Source organism: Natrinema sp. LJW11, assembly GCF_056135975.1.
This window is the reverse complement of sequence record NZ_JBWBDM010000006.1, coordinates 77,500-98,432: the sequence shown is the minus strand read 5'-3', so window position 1 is coordinate 98,432 and position 20,933 is coordinate 77,500. Positions and strand designations below refer to the sequence as shown.

Sequence of the window (20,933 nt, the reverse complement as noted above, 5' to 3'; positions counted from 1 at the left end):
TCGCCGTCCCCGAACGAATTCGCATGTACGACCGGATCAAGGGCTTTCGTGACTTCTATCCCGGCGAAATGTCCGCCAGGCGGGCGACTATCGACGTGTTGGAGGAGACCGCCCGAGAGTACGGCTTCCGCGAGATCGGAACGCCGGCGCTCGAGCGCGCCGAACTCTGGACCGACAAGAGCGGCGACGAGATCGTCGACGAACTCTACTCTTTCGAGGATCAGGGCGGCCGCCACGTCGCGATGACGCCCGAACTGACGCCGACCGTCGCCCGGATGGTCGTCGCCAAGCAACAGGAGCTGTCGAAGCCGATCAAGTGGGTCTCGACGCGGCCGTTCTGGCGCTACGAGCAGGTCCAGCAGGGCCGCCAGCGCGAGTTCTATCAGACCAACGTCGACATCTTCGGCTCGTCCGCGCCCGAGGCCGACGCCGAGATTCTCGCGTGGGCCGCCGACGCCCTCACCGGCCTCGGACTCACCGGCGACCACTTCGAGTTTCGGATCTCCCACCGGGACATCCTCGGCGGCGTCCTCGAGAGCTACGACGCCGACGTCGACACCGAGGCGGCGATCCGCGCGGTCGACAAGTCCGGCAAGATTTCGGCCGTCGAGTACCACGACCTCCTGATCGACGCCGGTCTCTCGGCCGATCAGGCGGCCGAGTTCGACGATCTCATCGCTGACGGCGACCTCGAGGCGGTCGACGCGTTCGCCGACACCGAGCGCGTGACCGCGGCCGTCGAGAACCTGCAAAACGTGCTCGCGGCCGCCGAGGACTTCGGCGCGCGCGAGTACTGCACCGTCTCCCTCGAGACGGCCCGCGGACTGGACTACTACACCGGCGTCGTCTTCGAGTGTTTCGACTCCGCCGGCGAGGTCTCCCGGTCGATCTTCGGCGGCGGCCGCTACGACGATCTCATCGAGGGTTTCGGCGGCCAGCCGACGCCCGCGGTCGGCGTCGCGCCGGGCCACGCGACGCTGCCGCTCCTGTTACAGCGCGCGGGCGTCTGGCCCGAGGAGGAGGTCACGACGGACTACTACGTCCTGCAGGTCGGCGACACCCGAAGCGAAGCGGCGCGAATCTCCCGCGAACTGCGCGATCGCGGTCACGTCGTCGAGACCGACGTCGCCGGTCGTTCGTTCGGGGCGCAGCTCGATTACGCCGACTCGATCAACGCCGAAACCGTCGTCATCGTCGGCGAACAGGACCTCGCGAACGACGAGGTGACGATCAAGGACATGTCGTCGGGCGATCAGACGCAGGTTCCGGTCGACGAGTTCCCGGGCGACGCAGAGCGGCCGACGTTCGAGGACCTCGACTGAGTCACTCGAGGCGCGTGTTCGAATCCCGTTCCGACACCGACGCTGGCGGCTGTTCCGACCGGTTCTCTGCCGGTTGCTCGTCGGCATCGGCGCGGTTCTCGAGGCGCTCCTCGGCGTCGCGTCGCTCGACCGGCGAGTGCCCCGTCTCGACGAAATGATCGATCATCGCGCGGCTGAGCTCGCCCGGGTCGTCCCCGTCGACTCGGTGCTGCCACTCACACTCACCACAGTACGCACTAGGCACGCGTGCACCGTCGAACGGGGGGCTATTGAACGGTCGGGTTCACACCGAGGATATCGCATCCGTCCCCCCGCTCGAGCGAGATCACGACTGCAGGTCCCATCGTTAACTGCTGCGGCGACGTACCTCGCCCGATGGCTGACGCTGACGCCGATACCCGTCCGAACGTTCTGCTCGTTCTCACCGACCAGGAGCGATACGACGCCAGCACACCCGAGGGACCGCCGATCGAAACGCCGGCGATCGATCGGCTCTCGAGCGAGGGGGTCCGCTTCGAGCGGGCGTTCACGCCGATCAGCATCTGCTCGAGCGCTCGCGCGTCGCTCCTGACCGGGCAGTTCCCCCACGGTCACGGAATGCTGAACAACTGCCACGAGCCGGACGCGATTCGGGCGAACCTGCCCGCGGAGCTGCCGACGTTTTCCGAGGCGCTCGTGGCGGCCGGCTACGACCTCACCTACACGGGGAAGTGGCACGCCGGTCGCGATCAGACGCCCGCCGATTTCGGCTTCTCGTATCTCGGGGGCAGCGACAAACACCACGACGACATCGACGAGGCGTTCCGCGAGTACCGCGAGGAGCGAGGCGTCCCGGTCGGCGAGGCCGACCTCGAGGAGGAGATCTACACCGGTGACGATCTGCGAGACGCCGAGGAGGGGACGTTCGTCGCCGCGAAAACGTCCGTCGACGTCGAGGACACCCGAGCCTATTTCCTCGCCGAGCGGACGATCGACGCGATCGAATCGCACGCGGACGGCGATCGGAATGGTCCCTTCTTCCACCGGGCGGACTTCTACGGGCCCCACCACCCCTACGTCGTCCCGGAGCCGTACGCCTCGCTGTACGATCCCGACGAGATCGAGCCCCCCGAGAGCTACGCCGAAACCTACGACGGGAAGCCCCAGGTCCACGAGAACTACCTCGCCTACCGCGGCGTCGACGGCTTCGACTGGGACATCTGGGCCGAAGCCATCGCGAAGTACTGGGGCTTCATCACGCTGATCGACCACCAGCTCGAGCGGATCCTCGAGACCCTCGAGAATCGGGGGCTGGCCGACGACACGGTCGTGGTCCACGCCTCGGATCACGGCGATTTCGCCGGGAGCCACCGCCAGTTCAACAAGGGGCCGTTGATGTACGACGACACCTACCGCATCCCGCTGCAGGTGCGCTGGCCGGGCGTGGTAGACGGCGAGTCGAGTTGCGACGTTCCGGTTCACCTGCACGACCTCGCGGCCACCTTCCTCGAGATCGCCGGCGTCCCGGCTCCCGACGGCTTCGACTCGCGGAGTCTGGTTCCGCTCCTCGAGAACGGCGGCGAGTTGCCCGAGGGCCACGACTGGCGCGACTCCACGTTCGCGCAGTACCACGGCGACGAGTTCGGCCTTTACAGCCAGCGGATGGTCCGCACGGATCGGTACAAGTACGTCTACAACGGCCCCGACATCGACGAACTGTACGATCTCGAGGCGGATCCGGCGGAGCTCCGAAATCTGATCGATCACCCCGAATACGAGGACGCGCGACGCGAGATGCGGGATCGACTAGTCGACTGGATGGAGGTGACGGCGGACCCGAACCGCGTCTGGGTGACGGACGTCCTCACGAACGCGTCGTAATCGCATGCGTCGTAATCGCGACTCTCGTAACGGGGTTGGATTGCGACCGCTACACTTTGTCGAGTCCGATCATCCGTACCATCGAGATCGTCCCGAGGACGACTAGCGGGAGGACGACCCCCAGACCGACGACGTTCGCAACGATGCCGACGTAAGGAAACTGTGGTATCAATTCTGAAACATCTACAAAGTGGCGGACCATCTCGCGGAGAGCGACGTAGAGAAGAGCGCCGATTCCGACACCTTCTACCGCAAAGATGACGATATAGCGATTTTTCACAACCCCACTTTCACGAGGGGGGTTCGTAATGATCTCGGCCACATGTCAGAAAATCTTTAGCCAGTTCGTCGTCGACCCCTCGCGAGATGACGGAGCGAGGAACAAGCGTACGTTTACGGTGCCAAAGCGGGTACCGTCCAGTATATGATCGCGGACACCGACGTGCCGGGGGAGAGCCGATGACGGGATCCGATTCGAGTGAGTCACCGGCAGACCTTCGCGAGGAAGCCGCCGAGTGCGAGGAGATCGCCGACGCCCTCGAGGACCTGCTCGCGGAACTGCGCGACGAGGAGATCAAGGACTCGCGACTCGAGGGGCTGTTCGACGAGGTGAGCTCGAGCGATCCGAACATCTGGAACATCGTGAGCGCGTTCATCGACGTCGAGGACGGCGAGGCGGTGATCGCGGACGAATCGAAGCTGGCACAGGGAAGCTGGGCCCCTGAGATCATCGAGGGCTGTGACACGATGATCACCCTCGATATCGAGTACGGCATGATGCCCGACGAGTTCAAATACACCGCGGGGAAGAAGCTGAGCCAGCGGATCGAGGAGTTTCGGGCGCAGGCGGCCGAGGCGCGAGCGCACGCGGACGAACTCGAGGACGACGCGGACGACTGATACGGTCTGCTGTCCCTGTGTACCGGTGCACCCGCATGGCGGGTCGCGGGTGCGCCGGAACGACGGACAGTAGTCCGTATGAGAACCGCTCGACGATCAGCCGACGACGATCCGTTCTCGCTCGAAGTTATCCGCGCCGGTATTCGTCCGCCAGCGCCACGACCCCACCTCGAACGGCTCGAGCGAGACGATCACGTACGACCGATCGGGCCACGTCGCTCGCGCGGCGTCGGTCGCGCTCGGCCGCGGCGGGCCGCGGGGATGGGAGTGGTAGAAGCCGACGATCTCCTCGCCGCGGTCCTCGAGGCGCTCGAAGATCAGGAGCTGCTGCTCGGGATCGATCTCGTAGCGCGTGCGCGGCGTTTCCGCGACGTTTTCGGCCGGGTACTGCGACCGCGCGCGGCTCCGCCCGTCGGGCTCGTACTCGCCGCCGAGGACGCCGCAAACCTCCTCGGGATCCCCCTTCCGAGCGCGCTCGAGGATCGCCTCGCGGACGGCGGTCGGGAGGACGATCACGGGCTCGAGTCGATTTCGGCTCGCGACTCGGGATCGGCGGGGTCGCGCTCCGACTCGAGCCCCTCGAGTTCCGCGAACGGAACCGCGATATCCGCAGCCGGTTCCTCGAACGGTTCCGGTTGAACGATCGGTGCCAGCGCCTCGAGCGTGTTCACCAGCTGCGGTCCGGGTCGATTGAGGTAGTGATCGCCGTCCATCGCCCAGACGCGTCCCTCGCGAACCGCCGTCAGCGCCTCCCATCCCTCGCGCTCGGTGAGGTCTGCCGTGTTCTCGGCGATCTGCTCGAGGTCGAAGCCACAGGGCGCGACGATCACGACGTCGGGATCGTACGCGCGGATGTCGTCCCACTCCCGCGGCCGCGAGCGCTCGCCGACGGCGGCCAGCCCGTACTCGCCGCCGGCCCAGCCGACGAGTTCGCCGGTCCAGTGGCCCGCGATCATCGCGGGATCCGTCCAGTCGAAGATCGCGACGCGCGGACGGTCCTCGGCCGGGATGTCGGCGGTTCGACTCCGGACCGCCTCTATCCGCGACTCGAGCTCCCGCCGAACCTGCCCAGCGCGCTCTTCCCGACCGACCGCACGGCCGATTCGCTCGAGGTCGCCGAGCACGTCGTCGACGCTATGGGGATCGGTCGGAACGATTTCGGGGTCGGCCGAACTCCGGTCGACGGCGTCCTCGATGACCGCCACGTCGACCGCGCAGACGTCGCACATCCCCTGCGTGACGATCACGTCCGGCTCGAGGTCGTCGAGCGTTTCGACGTCGACGTCGTAGACGCCGCCCTCGGCGTCGGCGGTCTCGAGGACCTGCTGATCGATCTCGCCGCTCGAGCCCGACGCGTCGATCCGCGATCGGGTGACGGCTGGCGCGTCGGCGGCGTTCGGTGGATAGTCGCACTCGTGGGAGACGCCGACCGGCTCGCAGCCGAGCGCGGCCACCATTTCGGTCGCCGAGGGGAGCGTCGTGACGATTCGCATGGCTGCTCGTACGGCGCGGGCGACCAAAAACGGCGGCCTCGGTTCGCGGGGGTGGCCCGTGATCGTGGGGGAGCCGATGTCGCAATTCAGCAACTGGTATGCCGTGCACTCATCTATCGATACGAGAATGACCGTTGGATTAGGGGCCCACAGAGATTCGATCAGGTGGGTCTTTCTGCTGTTGTGTCTCCTGCTGGCCGGTATCCACCTGTATCTGGGGGGATTCGCGTCGTCGGTTCCGACCGACTCCGCCCGCCAATTCGTCCTCATCGGAGCGGCGCTCCTCGTTGGCCCCGTCGTTTATCTCACGCGATACTGGCGTCCGGTCCTCTATCTGATCGGTGCAGGCTTCGCCGTCTACCTCGGTATTCTGTGGCTGTTAGGCGGGATGGAGTATCCGCTCATCGGCATCATTACCGGGATCGCGGCGACGAGTTTCATCGTCCTCGCGCTGGTGCTGTTCGTTCGCGAGGAGTCGTCCCACAGTGAGTCGTAGTGGTCCGGTGGGAATCGTTTCGACGCGCGTTCACGACGAGACGTCCGAAAGCGCCGCCTCGAGTTCTCGCACTCCGTCCTTCTCCGTCCGGTCGGGGTTCGCGAGGACGCGAACCGGCTGCTCGCCGAGGGAGACGAAGCCGAGATCCAGCCGGTCGGCGGTCTCGCGCAGACCGAGCCCGGCGTCGGCGTCGCCCGCGATGACTTTGCGGGCGGGGCTCTCGTGGGCGCGCAACCCGAGGTCGTAGCCGCTGATCGCGTCAGTCAGGTCGCGGCGGGTCGTCCCTCGGTCGGTCGAGATCTCGTCTACGGCAGCGTCGAGACTCGAGCGCAGTCCGGAGTCAGTCGTCCGATTGACGAAGCGCAGGTCGCGATCGACCAGGTCTTCGAGCCCCTCTATCTCGTCGGGGTTGCCGGCGCGGACGATCAGCCCCCACTCGCGATCCCAGTGGCCGAGTTCGCTCGTTTCCGTCTCTCGCTCGAGGGGCCCCGCAACTACGGCCACGTCGGGGCCCCCCTCGCGAAGCTGCCGCAGGCCGGGCCGAGTGCCGACCGAGAGGTAGCGCGGGTTCTCGAGGCCGTCGAGCACTCGATTCAGCGTCGGATCGCCCTCGCCGACGCCGAACAGCGTCGGCGGCCGGACGTCTGGCGAGAACAGCGTGACCGTGACGGGTTCGCCCTTCTCGAGGTAATCGGTCTCGGGACCGACCTCCACGACGCCGTCGGCGTCGGCGAGACTGGTCGTCGCGCCGCTGCCCTTGTCGACCGGGTAGACGAGCGTCTCGCCTGCGCCGTCCGTAACCAACCCGACGGGCATGAGCCGATGGCGTCCCTCCTCGTAGCGTTCCTGTCGTGCGAGGCGGCCGGAAACCGTCGCGGACGCGGGTTCCGGGATGCCGGCCGCCTCGCGGATCGCCGACGCGACGAACGCTCCGAAGACCATCATCGCGGAGACGGGATACCCCGGCAGCCCGACGTATGCAGAGTTATCGAGCCGTCCGATCAACATCGGCTTCCCCGGCTTGACGCTCACGCCGTGGAGCAGCAACTCGCCCTGTTCCTCGATGACGCGGTAGATGACGTCGACCGCGCTCGCGCTGGTCGATCCCGACGAGAGCACGAGGTCGCACTCCTCGGCGGCCTCGCGAAGGATCCGCTCCATCTCGTCTTGCTCGTCTCCGGCGTGGGGGTAGAGGACCGCCTCTCCGCCCGCGTCTTCGACCCCCGCGGCGATCGTGTAGCTGTTGACGTCGTAGATCTGCCCGCGCTCGCTGTGCAGTTCCTCGCCCGGCCGGACGAGTTCGTCGCCCGTCGAAACGATGCCGACGCGCGGCTTCGCCCGGACCGGCACCTCGTCGATTCCCAGCGCGGATAGGAGGCCGATATCGCGCGGCGTGATCGTCGTTCCGGGACCGAGCGCGCGCTCGCCGGCGGCGACATCCGCCCCCGCGAACATGACGTTGTCGCCGGGTGCGACCGACGTGCGGACCAGCACCTCGTTGCCGTCTGCGTCTGTATCAGTTCGCTCCACCGGGACCATCGCGTCGGCCCCGTCGGGCATCACCGCGCCGGTCGAAATCTCCGCCGCCTGTCCCGACTCGAGTACCACGTCGGGTTCCGCGCCGGCGTGGACCTCGCCGACCACCTCGAGCCGAGCGGGATCGGCCTCGTCCGCGCCGAACGTGTCCCGCGCCCGCAGCGCGTAGCCGTCGAGGCTCGCCCGGTCGAACCCCGGCACGTCGAGTTCGGCGTCGAGTCGCGCGACGAGCACCCGACCGCGCGCGTCCTCGAGCGGGACGCGCTCGATGCCGCCCTCGAGCGAGAGCGAGTCGATCGCCTCGCGGGCCTCGTCGGGGGAGGCGAGATCGCGAAACTCCTTGCGGTTCATAGCGGCTCTTCGCGCGCCGAGGGTAAAAACGTCGGTCGAACGAGCCTGCGGTCCCAGCGACTGGATCGCTCCCCGATCCGATGGTCCCGCAGCCCGGACACGTCCGACGGGAGCCGTTCCGATCGCGTCGATCGTCACCCGTTATCCATCACCGAACGAGCGTGACGAAATGACCGGTCTGGAGCGATTGACACCGCTAACTAGGCCGATTGTTAATTATAAATGTCGGAATGTGAAGGGTTTTACCGCCGGATCACTGACCGTCGTCCGTGTCCCTCCGATGGAGCGCCGTCCCGAACCCCTTCCGGTGGTTCCTGCTGGCGGTCGGCTACCTGCTCGCACGGCTCGGTGTCGTCGATGCCCGGCGCGTCGAGCGGACGACCGACCTCGCCTGGCCGCGGATCGTCACGGGGATCGCCCGGATGTCGAAGTCCGCGGCGGACATCGCGATGGTCGGGATCGCCCTCGGCCCGGCGGCGATCGCCGGCGTCGGGCTCGCGACCCCGTACTGGGCGGTCGCCTTTGCGATCGGTGGCGGGATCGCCGGCGCGACGATCGGTCTGGTTTCCCAGCGCTACAGCGGCGGGACCGCGGAGGGCGTCACGCTGGCGGTCACGGCGAGCGGCGTCATCGTCGTCGCACTGTTGCTTCCCCTCGCCGCGCTGTACGGAACGGTTCCCGAACGACTGATCGCGCTCGTCGGTAACGACCCCGCGTCGATCGCCTACGGTTCGGACTACCTCCGGGTCGTCGCGATCGGGGTCCCGTTCGCGGGGCTGAATCTCATCGGCAGCCGGGCGCTCGTCGGTGCCGACGACGCGTGGACGCCGATGGTGCTCCGAGCGGGCGGTGCGGTGGTCAACGTGACCATCAACGCGGTGTTGATATTCGGCCTCGAGCTGGGCGTCGTCGGCGCGGCCATCGGGACCGTCGTCGCGAACGTGCTCGTGCTGACCGCGTTCGTCACCGGATTCACCGTCGGCCGGCTCCCGCTGATCGGCGAGTTCCCCGTCACCATCGACGTGGCGTGGCCGCGTCCGACGATCGGCGAACTCCGAACCGTCCTCGACATCGGGACGCCGCTCGTCTTCACGAACATCGCCCGGCGAGCGGCGCAGTTTCCGATGCTCGCGATCGTCGCCCTCTTCGGGCCGAACGTCCTCGCCGCCTACGTCGTCGCCCGCCGCGTCCGGGATCTGCTGGACACGCCCGGCTGGGGCTTCTCGCTCGCCTCGAGCAGTCTCGTCGGGCAGGAGCTGGGCACGGGCGACGAACGGGACGCCGACACGTACGGCCGCGAGGTCCTCTGGTTCGGGACCGGCGTCTACCTCGTCAGCGGGGCGATCGTTCTCCTCTTCGCCGAACGGGTCGGTCGCATCTTCGTCGCCGACCCGTCGATCCTGCCGCTCGTGACCGCGTTTATCGCGGTCGCCTGCGTCAGCGTCGTCTTCCGCGGCGTGAGCAGCGGTGCGACCGGGCCGCTTCGCGCCAGCGGCGACACCCGCTGGCCGTTCTACGGGCAGGTGCTCGGTCTCTACGGCGCCGCACTCCCCGTCGCCTTCCTCGGTGCGGTCCCGGTTCCGCTCCCGTTCCTCGAGGCCGTCACGCCGCTGGGGATCGGCGCGCTCTACGCGGCGTTGATCCTCGAGACGCTCGTTCCCGCCGTCGTCACCTACTATCGGTTTTCGACCGGCCACTGGAAGGCCATCAGCCGATCGTACCGTCCCGGGTCGTCGCCCGGTGACTAACCCCTCGAACCGAAGACGGTCAGTTCGATCTCCCCTCGTTTCTCCCGTCGATCCCGAACGAATCCGCCGTCACGCTCGGGCCGCCGAGGGGAACGGTTACAACCCCGCCGCTGGATGATTGTGGTATGTCACGACTTGGCCAATCGGACCGCGAGCGCATCGCAGCCCTCTTCGAACGCCACCTCGAGGTCGGGCTCCACCACGGGGCGCAGCTAGCGGTCTACGTCGACGGCGAGCCGGTGATCGATCTCGCGGGCGGCGTCGAAGCGCCGGACGGCGAGGAAGAGACCCGCGAGACGCGCCACGTCCTCTTCTCGAGTACGAAGCCCTACGCGGCCGTCACGTTGCACTCTCTCGTCGAGGAAGGGGCGCTCGACTACGACGACCGGGTGGTCGACCACTGGCCCGAGTTCGCCGACGAGGGGACCGAAAAGGTCGAAATCACCGTCCGGCAGGTACTCAGTCACACCGCGGGGCTCAACCGCAGCGAGATCGACGACCGGCCCGATCTGTGGGGCGACTGGGACGCCGTCGTCGAGAAACTCGAGGCGATGGAGCCGAACTTCTCGCCGGGGGAGACGCCGGCCTATCACGCGCTGACCTTCGGCTGGCTCGTCGGGGAACTCGTCCGGCGCGTCACGGGGACGCCGATCGAGGCGGCCGCCCGGGAGCGCGTCTTCGGTCCGCTCGGACTGGACGACACCGGGATCGGCTTGCGGGACGACGAGGACGACGACGTGGCGACGTTGGTCGGATTCGAAGAGTTCGACCGCTGTCGCGACCCCGGCGAGGGCCTTGGCGATCACACCGACGTCGCGGCTCCCTTCAATTCGGAGGAGATCCACCGCGCCGTGATCCCCGCTGCCAACGGCATCGGGACCGCCGGGGACATGGCCAGATTCTACGCCTGTCTCGCCAACGGCGGCGAACTCGAGGGAACGCAACTCCTCGAGCCCGAGACCGTCGAGCGGATGACGCGCCTCGAGGCCGAGACGGACGCCGACGGCACGATCGGCCGGGAAGCCCGGTTCGCGCTCGGCTTCTGGAAGGGCGGGACCACGGTCGCGCCGTACGGCTCGCTCTCGCCCGAGCGCGTGTTCGGCCACGCCGGCCTCGGGAGTAGCGTGGGCTGGGCGGATCCCGAGGAAAACATCGGCTTCTCGTACGTGACGAACGGCGTTCGCGACGGCTCCTACGAACACGTCGCCCGCGTGAACGCGCTCGCGGACGCGGTTCGGCAGGCGCTCCGGTGAGGGAGTCGAGCGAACACTACGGCCGTTCCGGCGGTCGATCGCTGACTGCAGACCGCCGTCAGGAGGCGTCGACCGTCCGCTCGAACTCCCGAATCGTCTCGTCGCTGCCGGCGACGATCACCTCCTCGCCCGATTCGATCGCCGTCCGCTCGTCGGTGACGATCGCTCCCTCTCGGACGACCCCGACCACCGTCCAGCCGCGCTCGGTGTGTCGGCGGACCGCTCTGAGCGAGTCGCCGGCGAACGGTTCCGAACCGGTCCGAACGAGGCGGATCTGGCTCGTCGGATCGATGACTCGCTCGCCGTGGACCTCGGCCGCGACCAGCCGCGCGGTCGTCCGCTGAATGGAGAGGACGTAGTCGGCACCGGCCTTGAACGCCGGCGTCGCCTTCTCGGTGTCGGTCACGCGGGCGAGTATCTCCACGTCGTCCGAGAGCGATCGGGCCGTCGCCACGGTCAACAGCGCGGTCGCGTCGTCGTCGACGGTGACGATCAGCGCGTCGGCGTCGTCGACCCCCGCTTCCCGGAGCGTCTCCGGTTCGCTGACGTCGCCGACGACGTCGGGATCCGTCGGCGCGGACCGGTCGACTGTCGTGACCGAGGCCTCGTCGGGGAGCGCGTCGGTAGCGGCCGTCCCGCCTTCGCCGACGCCGGCGACGACGATATCGGCGTCCGCCGACGTTCGCGGCGCTCGGACGCCGGACACCTCGCTCGAGACCTCGTCGATCGCCCGTTCCGGCCCGGCGACGACCAGTACGGTGTTCGGCGTGAGCCGAACGTCGCCCGGCGGCGACAGGCGGAGGGTCCCGTCGAACCAGCCGCCGACCAGCGTCAGGTCCGGACTGGTCGCGATCGGCGACTCTCCCACGCGAACGCCGTGGAGCGGACTCTCCCGTCGGACGAGAACCTCTCGGACGGCGATCGACTCCTCGTCCTCCGTTGCGGGGTCGTCGACCGCGACCGGCGTCGTCGCCTTCTCGGCGAGCCGACGACCGATGAGCGCGTGGGGCGCGACGCTCCGGTCGACGCCGATCTCGTCGAACGCCTCGTCGTGGCGCGTCGATTCGGTGAAACTGATCGTCCGCAGCTCCTCGTTGGCCTCCAGCGCCGTCAGGACGATGCTCGCGGTGCGATCGCCGGCGTCGGTGATCAGCAGCGAGGCGCGATCGATCATCGCTCGCTCGAGGTCCGCCCCGTCCTCTGGATCGCCGTGGATGGCCTGATAGCCGTCGTCCGAGAGCCGTTTGGCCTCGTCCTCGTCGGACTCGAGGAGGACGTACTCCGCGTCGAGTTCCTCGAGTTCGTCGAGCAGGACCTCGGTGTCGCGCCGGTACTCCGCGACGACGACGTGATCGTCCTTCGCGGTGAGCCGATCGTCGAGGTTGAGCGGCGTCCGCTCGAACAGCGGGATGACGAGGATTCGCAGGGTGAAGAAGCCGATCCCGACGCCGGTCACCTGCATCGACATCATCAGCAGGTTCATCGCCGGGGTCGACCACGGCGCGCCCGCGCCGTACCCCGTCGTCGTCATCGTCTCGGTGACCGTCTGCAGCGAGCGGAAGATCGATTGGGGCCGGTCCTCGAGCGCTCGCATCCCGACGTTGTAGAGCGTCGCGTAGAGGAGGACGATCGAAACGAGACTGACGACGTAGACGACCAACAGCCGCTGGCGTCGCGTCAGATCCGCCGGGTGCAGCCCCTCGAGCTGTAATTCGCGCATACGCCGTTTTCCGTGGTACCGGCTCCGGGCCACTAAGGGCTCGGTCGGAATAACCAACCGGCCCGCACGCGACCCGTCAGTCGGCCGTGCGCGGATGTCGTCGCTTCCGCACTCCTCGAGGGCTCCGGCCGAACAGTGAAACGTCGTCCACGCCCTAGCCCACCCATGGTGGATTTCGGGACGGCGGCCTTCGGGATTGACTTCGGGTCGACCGCGTTGCGATTCATCCGGCTGTACGGTCCGATCGCGCTCTTGCTCTTCGTCTTCCTCGAGACCTCCATGCTCTTTCCGTTCTTCCCGAGCGAGGTCGTCGTTCCGGCGGCGGCCGCGCTCCTGATCACCGATCCGTTCTCGTTCCTCGTCTTCGTCGCGGCGGCGACCGTGGGCGGGACCGTCGGGGCGTTCGTCCCCTATTACGCGTTCCGCGGCCCCGGCTCGAGCGGGCTCGGCCGCCTCAGAGAGCGGATCAACGTCTCCGACGGGACGGTCGAGCGCGGCCGGCGATGGTTCCGTCGCTGGGGCGCGTCCTCGGTCTTCTGGGGTCGGTTCCTCCCGGCGCTGCGCTCCGTCGTCACCATTCCGGCGGCGCTCGCCGGGATGTCGCGCCTTCGGTTCGGCGTCTACACCGCGATCGGAACCCTCCTGTTCTACGCGGCCGTCGGCGCGCTCGTCTACTACGGCCGACGGGAGTCCCTCTTCGCGGCCAGCCGGGCCGCCGCCGTCGACCGACCGCTCCTCGCCGCCGCGATCGCGCTCGCCGCGCTCGCGGTCGGCCTGTGGGCCGTCCTGCGCTCTCGGCGGAGCGAACGGTACTGAGCGCCGGCCCTGGCACCGCGCCTCGAGACGCCGCCGTCAGGCGGTCGGTTCCCAGTCCTCGACGGCGACCGTCTCGCCCGCCGGAACCCCCTCGCGGTCGTCGTCGACGACCACCCAGCCGTCCGCCAGCGCGACGCTCGAGAGCACGCCCGAGCCGCTCGCCCGCGTCGGAATCGCCGCGTACTCGGGCTCCTCCCCCTCCCTCTCACCCTCATCCTCGTCGCGTACCTCGAGTTGCACCCGCGCGAACGTCCGCGTCCCGGGTTCGCTCGGGATCTTACGCTCGAGAGTCGCCCGCGTCGTCGGGTGGGGATCGGGCGTCGTCCCCTCGAGCCAGCGCAGTGTCGGCCGGAGGAACTGGACGGCGTTGACGATGCAGGCGACGGGGTAGCCCGGCAGCGCGAGCACGGGGGTGTCCTCGACGATTCCGAGACAGACGGGGTGGCCGGGTTTGAGCCCGACGCCGTGGACGAGCACTTCCCCCAGATCGTCGATCACCTCGGGTAAGAGGTCGCGCTCGCCGACCGAGGAGCCGCCGGTCGTGACGATCACGTCCTTCGTCAGATCCCGCTGGATCGCCACCCGTAGCGACTCGGGATCATCGGTGACCACGTCGCGGTAGGTGGCTCGAGCGCCCCAGCGCTGGGCCAGCCGCGAGACGGTGAGCCCGTTGGTCTCGACGACTTCGCCGGGGTCCGGGTCGCCCGCGACCAGTTCCTCGCCCGTCGGCACGACGCCGACCGCGGGTTGCTGGGCCACCGCGACGCGACCGTAGCCCGCCGATCGGAGAAGCCCCAGATCCGACGGTCGGAGCCGGTGGCCGGCGTCGTACAGGTGCTGGTCCGCCTCGATATCCTCGCCGATCGGGGCGACGTTTTCCCCCTCCGCAACTGCATTCCCGACCTCGAGTTCGCCGGCCGACTCGAATTCGGTCACCCGCTCGATCATAACGACGGCGTCGGCTCCCTCGGGGAGCGCGCTGCCGGTGTGAACCCGGGCAGCCGTTCCCGGTTCGATTCGGTCGGCGGTAGCGTGCTCGCCGCCGTCGGACCCCGAAGCGGGTTCGGCGATCCGCAGCACTTCGGGCGACCGATCGCTGGCCCCGAACGTGTCCGCGGCCCGGACGGCGTAGCCGTCCATCGCCGCCCGCCGGTAGTGTGGCACGTCTCGAGCCGAGGTGACGGGCGCGGCGAGGACGCGGCCGTCCGCGCGGTCGACGTCGACGGTCTCGGTCCCGCAAGGGACGTCCAAATCGGCGTCCCCACTCCCCTCGAGCGCCTCCTGTAGAATCCGACGCGCCTCGTCGACCGGCGTCCGCACCTTGAACCCGGCCTCCGTGCGCTCGCGGTCGGCACCTTCCATACGGTGACTCGAGTCGCCGGAGGCCAAAAGCGTGGGGGAACCCGTTGTCTGACCATTCGATCCGTAGGTGGGCCAGGGCGTCACAAACCGGGGGCTCTCGTCCCGATTGAAAGCACACTAGAGGAGAGGGAGGTGTCATTCCGATCTCACCAACCGGTGTGCAGTGGCGCGCGCTGTCAGCTGGTCGAACGGGAGTGAGGCCAGCTGACGACATTGTGCGAGGGATGAGTGAACGCCGCAGGCGTGAGCGAATCGGCTGGGGAGGGCGTGGCGATTCCATGTTGCCACGGTCGCCGGACAGATTATTTTCCGTTCTCCTCGTCAGAATCCATCATTCCATACATACACGAATGGACAGTGTACTCGAGAGTGATCGAACCGAAACAGAAGCGTCCTGCTATCATGGCAACACGGAATGACCACATCCTCCCCAGCCGATTCGCTCACTCCGTTCGCTCATCCCTCGCACGAGTTCGAACCGCGGTTCGCTATCCGCTCACCGCGATACAGCGCGCGCCACCGCACGTCGGTTGGCGAGGTCGGAGTGACACGGAATGTTTCCGCTCCGTACACAACTCGTCAGTGAAACCGTCATAGATCGTTCACAGGGTGTCAACGCCTCGCCGCGACCGCGGGGTTTTTCGTATCGGCGTTCGAACCTGTATCCATGTCTGCGCTCCGCGACGCGTTGCGGGATCTCTCCGAGGACGTCTTCTTCGATCTGCTCGAGAGCGAGGACGCCTACCTGCTCGTGCTCGACGTGCCCGGAGTGTCCGCCGAGTCGCTCGACCTCGCGATCGAGGACGGTCGGATCACCATCGACGCCCACCGCGAAAAGGAGCCGATCGACGACTACCAGTACGTCGCGGAGAACCGCTCGCTCTTCCTCGACGTCGACCTGCCCCTGCCCGACGACGCCTCCGACGCTAACGCGACGGCGACGGTCGATCGGGGCGTCCTCGAGTTGACCCTCCCGAAACGCGGGACGAGCGGCGAGACGACGATCGACATCGTCGACGAGGACGCCTAACCCGGGGTGACCGAGGCTGGCCTCCCTCCGCGCGTACAAGCGATTCGTCATCGTCGCCCGGCAGTTCCTCCCGCTGTTGCTCGCCTACGCCCGCGACCGACGGCGCTTCCTCCTGTTCGGTCGCCCCCGGCGGGTCGACACCGAGACGCACCGCCGTCGGGCCGAGCGGTTGCTCGAGTCGTTATTGACTCTCGGGCCGACCTTCATCAAACTCGGCCAGTTGCTGTCGACGCGTCCCGACGTGCTCCCGCCGGCGTACATCGACACCCTCGCGTCGCTTCAGGACGACGTGCCACCGGCTCCCTGGCCGGACGCGAAACGGGTGCTCGAGGACGAACTCGGGCCCGTCGACGAGCGCTTCGCGGAATTCGACACCGAGCCGATCAGCGGCGCGAGCCTGGGGCAGGTCTACCGAGCGCGTCTCGACCCCGAGACCGAGCGGAGACGGGCCGAGAGCGAACGGGCCGACGGAAGACCGTCCGAGACGAACCCCGACGTCGGCCGTGACGTCGCCGTGAAGGTCCGCCGCCCGGAGATCGAGGCCCTCGTCCGGGCCGATTTGCGGGTCATCAAGTGGTCGCTGCCGCTCCTGCTGTACTTCGTCGACGACGCCCGGTCGTTCTCGCTCGAGAATCTCGCCGAGGAGTTCTCGAAGACGATCCGCGAGGAGATGGACTACGAGCGCGAGGCGGAGATGCTCGCCGAAATTCGGTCGAATTTCGCGGACGACGACCGGTTTCTCATCCCCGACGTGCTCGAGAGCCACTCCGGCCCGCGCGTGCTCACGATGGAGTACGTCGAGGGGACGAAGATCAACGACCTCGCGGCACTCGAGCGCGAGGGAATCGACCGAACCGAGGTCGCGGAGAACCTCGAGCGAGCGTACCTGCAGATGATCATGGACGACGGGGTCTTCCACGCCGATCCGCATCCGGGAAACCTCGCGGTGACCGACGACGGCCGGATCGTCTTCTACGACTTCGGAATGTCGGGACGGGTGGAGCCGTTCGTCCAGGAGAAGATCATCGAGTTCTACGTCGCCGTCGCCAACCAGGACATCGACGCGATCCTCGACGCGCTGATCGAGATCGGGACGCTCAGCCCGGACGCCGATCGGGGCGTGATGGCCGAGGTGATGGAGATCGCGATCCAGGACGCCCGCGGGGAGGACGTCGAGCAGTATCGCGTCAATCAGATCGTCGGCCAGATCGAGGACTCGATCTACGTGTTCCCCTTCCGGCTGCCGAAGAACCTCGCGCTCGTCCTCCGGGTCGCGACCGTCGTCGAGGGCGTCTGCGTCACCCTCGACGAGGACTTCGACTTCATTTCGACAGCGACCGACTACCTGACCGAGCAGGGGTATCGCGAGGAGTCCATCCGACAGTATCTCGACGAAACGGGCCGACAACTCCGCCGGTCCGGCGAGTCGTTAACGCGGCTCGCGCCCAAGGCCGAGCGGGCGCTCGACCGCCTCGACCGCGACGACCTCCACGTCCGCATCGGCGTCGAGGACAAAGAGAACGTCTTCGACAAACTCGCCAAGCGGCTGGTCTACGGCATGTTGCTCACCATGTCGCTGTTCTCGATGGGCGTCCTCTACGCCCTCGAGGCACCCCGCGGATCGATCGTCGCCGCGGGCTTCGCGGTGCTCGTGACGGTCCAGCTCTACCGGTCGTTTCGCTCGCCGAAATCGATCGGTACCCGGCCGCAGTTCACGCGACAGAACCTGCGCCAGCGTCGCGGCGAGGAGTAGTCACGGCGTTCATCGCCGGACGCAACCGCGGCGTTCATCTCCGAACGTAACCGCAGCGTTCATCGCCGATTGATTGTCCGCTCGAGCGGAGTATTCCTTTCATAACAATAGCTGTGTATCCGATTCGGGTCGATAATGACGACAGTACTGCTCGCGAATCCGAACGCCGAGGTCGTTAGCTCCGGCGAGCGACGGTGGATACTCTGTGGAACGCATCGGCGTGAGCTTCGGTCGGAGATCGAAGACGGTGGCGACTTTCGGGACGTCAAAGCGTGTCACGACTCGCTCCCCGGCGAAGGGACCGTCATCGTCCTCTCGACGCGGGCGGGCGAGCCGACGATCCGGGCCCACCGCGGAATTACGTCCGCCTACGAAGTGTTCTACTGTCTCGATTCGGGCGGCGAGCCCGTCCTGACCGACCTGTTCCGGAACGCGCTCGCCCGCCTCGAGCCCGGCGATCGGACGGTTCCGGACCGGGCGAAGGCCGATCACCTGCTCTATCGGACGACGCCGATCGACTCCTACGTCGAGCGCGTTCACCGGCTCGGCCACGGCGAGACGCTCACCTGGTCTCCGGGAGAGACGACGCCGCGAACGGAACTGACGGAGACGCTCGAGCCCGAGGTCGGGCTCACGCCCGAGAGCGCACACGAGCGACTGGACGAGGTGCTGTCGGCCGTCTGTGCTCCCGTCGCCGACGAAGCGTCGCTCATGCTCTCCGGCGGCGTCGACTCCACCGTCCTCGAGCCCTACCTGACGGGCCCGACCGAGAGCGTCACCGGCTCGTTCGACACGCCCGAACTGGAGTTCGAACGGGAGTACGCCGACCGCGCCGACGCCCTCGTCGAGACCGACCGCGAAATCGTCGAGATGTCCGAATCGTCCTACCTCGAGCGCCTCGAGGCGGCCGTCGACGCGCTGGGATTGCCGCCCCACCAGCTCCAGACGCCGACGTTCGACGGCATCTATCGCGAATACGACGGAAGCGACACGCTCGTCAGCGGACAGGTCGCGGACGCCGTCTTTGGTTTAAGCGGCCAGCTCGACGTCGCCCGCACGGTGTGGCGGACCCGCCACCTCCGGTACGCGCCCCCGGTCCTGGAGAAACTCCGGCGGCACCGAGCCGAACTCGAGAAGCTCACCCGGCATCCGTCGGATCCCGAGGGACAGGCGCTGCGCTTCGCGCTGTACACGGACCGTCAGTCGGCCGTCGACGCGATCGGTCGCCGTGAGTTCGACCGCCGGCAGCGGGAGCGTTACGAGTACGCGATGGATCGCGTTCCCGACGCGACCGGCGACGACTACGCCCGTCACGTCCACGTCGGCCAGTGGGTCGACTTCTTCTGCGAGGACGCCGTCACCGTCTGGCGACAGGCGGGTATCGCGCGGGGCCGCGAGATGTACACGCCGTTTGCCGGGAAGGCGGTCGCCGAACTCGCCCTCGGCCTCGACTCGCCGGAGCGATACGTCCACGACGGCGAGCCCAAACACGTCCCGAAGAACCTGCTCGGCGAGTGGTATCCCGACTACGATCGGAGCAAGCCGAAGGGCAACGGGAACTTCCCGGCCGACCGATTCCTTTCGTCCGGCCCGCTCGAGTCGGTCTTCGACCGCTACGACGTGCCCGAGTTCGCGCCGGATATTCGGGGCGAGATCGTCGACCACTCCCCCGGTCTCGCGTGGAACCTGGCCGGCTACGCCGTCTGGCGCGACCGCGTCCTCCGATCGGACGGCCTCGAGCCCGCGCCCCACAGCCGGATCGTGTCGGTTTCCGATCGCGCGACAGCGCCGCGGTCCGATATCGAGTTGGTGTGAGCGATCGACCGGCGTGCCGGTGCACGCCGTCACACGACGTCTCTCCCTCGAGCCGCCACAACCGCCGCAGTCGCCGGACCACCGAAGCCGCGGGACCACCGCAGCCACCGGAATACCGCAGCCGCCGGATTACCACAGCCACCGAGTCGCCGAGCCACCGCAGTCACTACCCCGCCGAGCCACCCCGCTCACCGAAGCTGCGACAGCGGCCAACCTTCTTTCCACGGCGGGCCGAACGCCCCGTATGGACTACGATCAGATCGCCGACCTGCCGCTGACGATCGAGTCGGTCGCGAGCGAGCGCCTCGAGCGCGAGACCTCGAGCGAGTTCACTCGCGTGACCACCGTCTTCTCGCTCTCGGGGCCGGCACCGGGCGACGGTGACACGACCACGGGTCGGGGCGAGGACGTCACCTACGAAACCGACGACCACGACCGGCTGGCGGAGACGGGCCTCCCGGATCTCACCGGCGACTACACCGTCGGGTCGTTCTCCGAGCGACTCGCGGACCTCGATCTCTTCCCTGGCGGCGCACCCGACCGCGAGGTGTTTCGGAACTACCGGCGGTGGGGTCTCGAGAGCGCCGCCCTGGACCTCGCGCTCCGGCGCGCGGAGACGGATCTCGGGAGCGTGGTCGGTCGCAGCGCCGATCCCGTCCGGTTCGTCGCCAGCACTCGCCTCGGCGAGCCGCCGACCACCGACCGGCTCGAGGCGCTGCGCGAGCGGGTCCCCGACCTCGAGTTCAAACTCGACCCGACCCCGGCATGGGACGCCGATCTCGTCGCGGCCATCGACGAAACGGTCGGCACCGATTCGATTCGCATCCTCGACCTGAAGGGCCAATACGAGGGGACCGACGTCGACGTGCCGGCGGATCCCGCGCTGTACGAGCGCGTCCTTGAGGCGTTCCCGGAGGCCGTCATCGAGGACCCCAACCTGACCGACGAGACGCGGTCGCTCTTTGCGGATCCCGACGTTCGATCCCGCGTCTCCTGGGACGCGCCGATTCACGGCCTCGCGGATATCGAGGCGCTCCCGTGGGAGCCCAGCTGGCTGAATATCAAACCCTCCCGCTTCGGTTCGCTCGAGTCGCTACTCGAGACGATTTCCTACTGTGAGCAACAGGACGTTCGGCTCTACGGCGGCGGGCAGTTCGAACTCGGCGTCGGCCGCGACCAGATCCAGACGGTGGCGTCGCTTTGCTATCCCGACGGGCCGAACGACGTCGCACCGGGGGCGTACAACGACCCCGAAGTCGGGGCCGAGTTGCCCCGGAGCCCGCTCGAGCCGCCGGCCGATCCCCTCGGATTCGAGTAAGAATCGATCTGTGTTGGTGAAGTACGGCGACTGAGATGAGCCCGTCGACCACGCGGCGGGTTCGGTGAGGTTGACGCCGATATCGTGACAACCGCTGTCGTAATCGGGCAGTAGAACTTTCCTCGTCCGTGTCGATCGAAGAAGTCCGGGTTGGACTGGA

General features: G+C 67.7%; 18 protein-coding genes. 11 read left to right on the top strand and 7 right to left on the bottom strand.

The features are described from left to right. Positions 1 to 23 precede the first annotated feature (23 nt). Positions 24 to 1,322, top strand: a complete 1,299-nt coding sequence (gene hisS / locus AC0QDI_RS16510) for a histidine--tRNA ligase (RefSeq protein WP_474670093.1) — start codon at positions 24 to 26, stop codon at positions 1,320 to 1,322. 1 nt (position 1,323) lies between these two features. On the opposite strand, the gene AC0QDI_RS16505 is transcribed toward hisS, so the two are convergent. Continuing rightward, positions 1,324 to 1,566, bottom strand: a complete 243-nt coding sequence (locus AC0QDI_RS16505; RefSeq protein WP_474670091.1) for a hypothetical protein — start codon at positions 1,564 to 1,566, stop codon at positions 1,324 to 1,326. A 131-nt stretch (positions 1,567 to 1,697) separates the two neighbouring features. On the opposite strand from AC0QDI_RS16505, the gene AC0QDI_RS16500 reads away from it, so the two are divergent. Further along, on the top strand, positions 1,698 to 3,182 hold the full coding sequence (locus AC0QDI_RS16500) for a sulfatase family protein (RefSeq protein ID WP_474670089.1): 1,485 nt from the start codon (positions 1,698 to 1,700) through the stop codon (positions 3,180 to 3,182). 49 nt (positions 3,183 to 3,231) lie between these two features. Here AC0QDI_RS16500 and AC0QDI_RS16495 read toward each other — a convergent pair whose 3' ends face one another. Further along, the gene (locus AC0QDI_RS16495) at positions 3,232 to 3,504 is read right to left on the bottom strand and encodes a hypothetical protein (protein WP_474670087.1); all 273 of its coding nucleotides are present in this window, start codon (positions 3,502 to 3,504) and stop codon (positions 3,232 to 3,234) included. A 137-nt stretch (positions 3,505 to 3,641) separates the two neighbouring features. Here AC0QDI_RS16495 and AC0QDI_RS16490 point away from each other — a divergent pair, with 137 nt between their 5' ends. Then, on the top strand, positions 3,642 to 4,082 hold the full coding sequence (locus AC0QDI_RS16490) for a hypothetical protein (protein ID WP_474670085.1): 441 nt from the start codon (positions 3,642 to 3,644) through the stop codon (positions 4,080 to 4,082). 96 nt (positions 4,083 to 4,178) lie between these two features. Here the strand turns inward: AC0QDI_RS16490 and AC0QDI_RS16485 are convergent, their stop codons facing one another. Together AC0QDI_RS16485 and AC0QDI_RS16480 are read right to left on the bottom strand one after the other, a co-directional pair. Continuing rightward, positions 4,179 to 4,598, bottom strand: coding sequence for a desampylase (locus AC0QDI_RS16485; protein ID WP_474670083.1), 420 nt, complete (start codon positions 4,596 to 4,598; stop codon positions 4,179 to 4,181). Beyond that, on the bottom strand, positions 4,595 to 5,575 hold the full coding sequence (locus tag AC0QDI_RS16480; protein ID WP_474670081.1) for an ABC transporter substrate-binding protein: 981 nt from the start codon (positions 5,573 to 5,575) through the stop codon (positions 4,595 to 4,597). The genes AC0QDI_RS16485 and AC0QDI_RS16480 overlap by 4 nt, the downstream gene beginning before the upstream one ends. A gap of 127 nt (positions 5,576 to 5,702) precedes the next feature. Between AC0QDI_RS16480 and AC0QDI_RS16475 the strand changes: the two genes are divergently transcribed. Then, positions 5,703 to 6,071: a DUF7475 family protein gene (locus AC0QDI_RS16475; protein WP_474670079.1), complete on the top strand. Its 369-nt coding sequence runs from the start codon at positions 5,703 to 5,705 to the stop codon at positions 6,069 to 6,071. Between the two features lie 30 nt (positions 6,072 to 6,101). On the opposite strand, the gene AC0QDI_RS16470 is transcribed toward AC0QDI_RS16475, so the two are convergent. After that, entirely contained in the window at positions 6,102 to 7,958 is a 1,857-nt protein-coding gene (locus AC0QDI_RS16470; protein WP_474670077.1) for a molybdopterin biosynthesis protein, read from the bottom strand. 269 nt (positions 7,959 to 8,227) lie between these two features. Between AC0QDI_RS16470 and AC0QDI_RS16465 the strand changes: the two genes are divergently transcribed. Together AC0QDI_RS16465 and AC0QDI_RS16460 are read left to right on the top strand one after the other, a co-directional pair. Further along, a complete protein-coding gene (locus AC0QDI_RS16465; protein WP_474670075.1) occupies positions 8,228 to 9,706 on the top strand; it encodes an MATE family efflux transporter in 1,479 nt (492 codons plus the stop codon). A 125-nt stretch (positions 9,707 to 9,831) separates the two neighbouring features. After that, the gene (locus AC0QDI_RS16460; RefSeq protein WP_474670073.1) at positions 9,832 to 10,959 is read left to right on the top strand and encodes a serine hydrolase domain-containing protein; all 1,128 of its coding nucleotides are present in this window, start codon (positions 9,832 to 9,834) and stop codon (positions 10,957 to 10,959) included. A gap of 58 nt (positions 10,960 to 11,017) precedes the next feature. On the opposite strand, the gene AC0QDI_RS16455 is transcribed toward AC0QDI_RS16460, so the two are convergent. Next, entirely contained in the window at positions 11,018 to 12,679 is a 1,662-nt protein-coding gene (locus AC0QDI_RS16455; protein WP_474670071.1) for a potassium channel family protein, read from the bottom strand. A gap of 165 nt (positions 12,680 to 12,844) precedes the next feature. On the opposite strand from AC0QDI_RS16455, the gene AC0QDI_RS16450 reads away from it, so the two are divergent. Further along, positions 12,845 to 13,495, top strand: coding sequence for a DedA family protein (locus AC0QDI_RS16450; protein ID WP_474670069.1), 651 nt, complete (start codon positions 12,845 to 12,847; stop codon positions 13,493 to 13,495). A 36-nt stretch (positions 13,496 to 13,531) separates the two neighbouring features. Here the strand turns inward: AC0QDI_RS16450 and AC0QDI_RS16445 are convergent, their stop codons facing one another. Then, entirely contained in the window at positions 13,532 to 14,857 is a 1,326-nt protein-coding gene (locus AC0QDI_RS16445) for a molybdopterin molybdotransferase MoeA (RefSeq protein ID WP_474670067.1), read from the bottom strand. Positions 14,858 to 15,524: 667 nt separating this feature from the next. Between AC0QDI_RS16445 and AC0QDI_RS16440 the strand changes: the two genes are divergently transcribed. The 4 genes from AC0QDI_RS16440 (at position 15,525) to AC0QDI_RS16425 (ending at position 20,773) form a co-directional block, all read left to right on the top strand. After that, the gene (locus AC0QDI_RS16440; protein ID WP_474670065.1) at positions 15,525 to 15,887 is read left to right on the top strand and encodes an Hsp20/alpha crystallin family protein; all 363 of its coding nucleotides are present in this window, start codon (positions 15,525 to 15,527) and stop codon (positions 15,885 to 15,887) included. A 76-nt stretch (positions 15,888 to 15,963) separates the two neighbouring features. Continuing rightward, on the top strand, positions 15,964 to 17,640 hold the full coding sequence (locus AC0QDI_RS16435) for an ABC1 kinase family protein (RefSeq protein ID WP_474670063.1): 1,677 nt from the start codon (positions 15,964 to 15,966) through the stop codon (positions 17,638 to 17,640). A 135-nt stretch (positions 17,641 to 17,775) separates the two neighbouring features. After that, a complete protein-coding gene (locus tag AC0QDI_RS16430; RefSeq protein WP_474670061.1) occupies positions 17,776 to 19,455 on the top strand; it encodes an asparagine synthase-related protein in 1,680 nt (559 codons plus the stop codon). Between the two features lie 244 nt (positions 19,456 to 19,699). Then, on the top strand, positions 19,700 to 20,773 hold the full coding sequence (locus AC0QDI_RS16425) for a hypothetical protein (RefSeq protein ID WP_474670059.1): 1,074 nt from the start codon (positions 19,700 to 19,702) through the stop codon (positions 20,771 to 20,773). Positions 20,774 to 20,933: the final 160 nt, after the last annotated feature.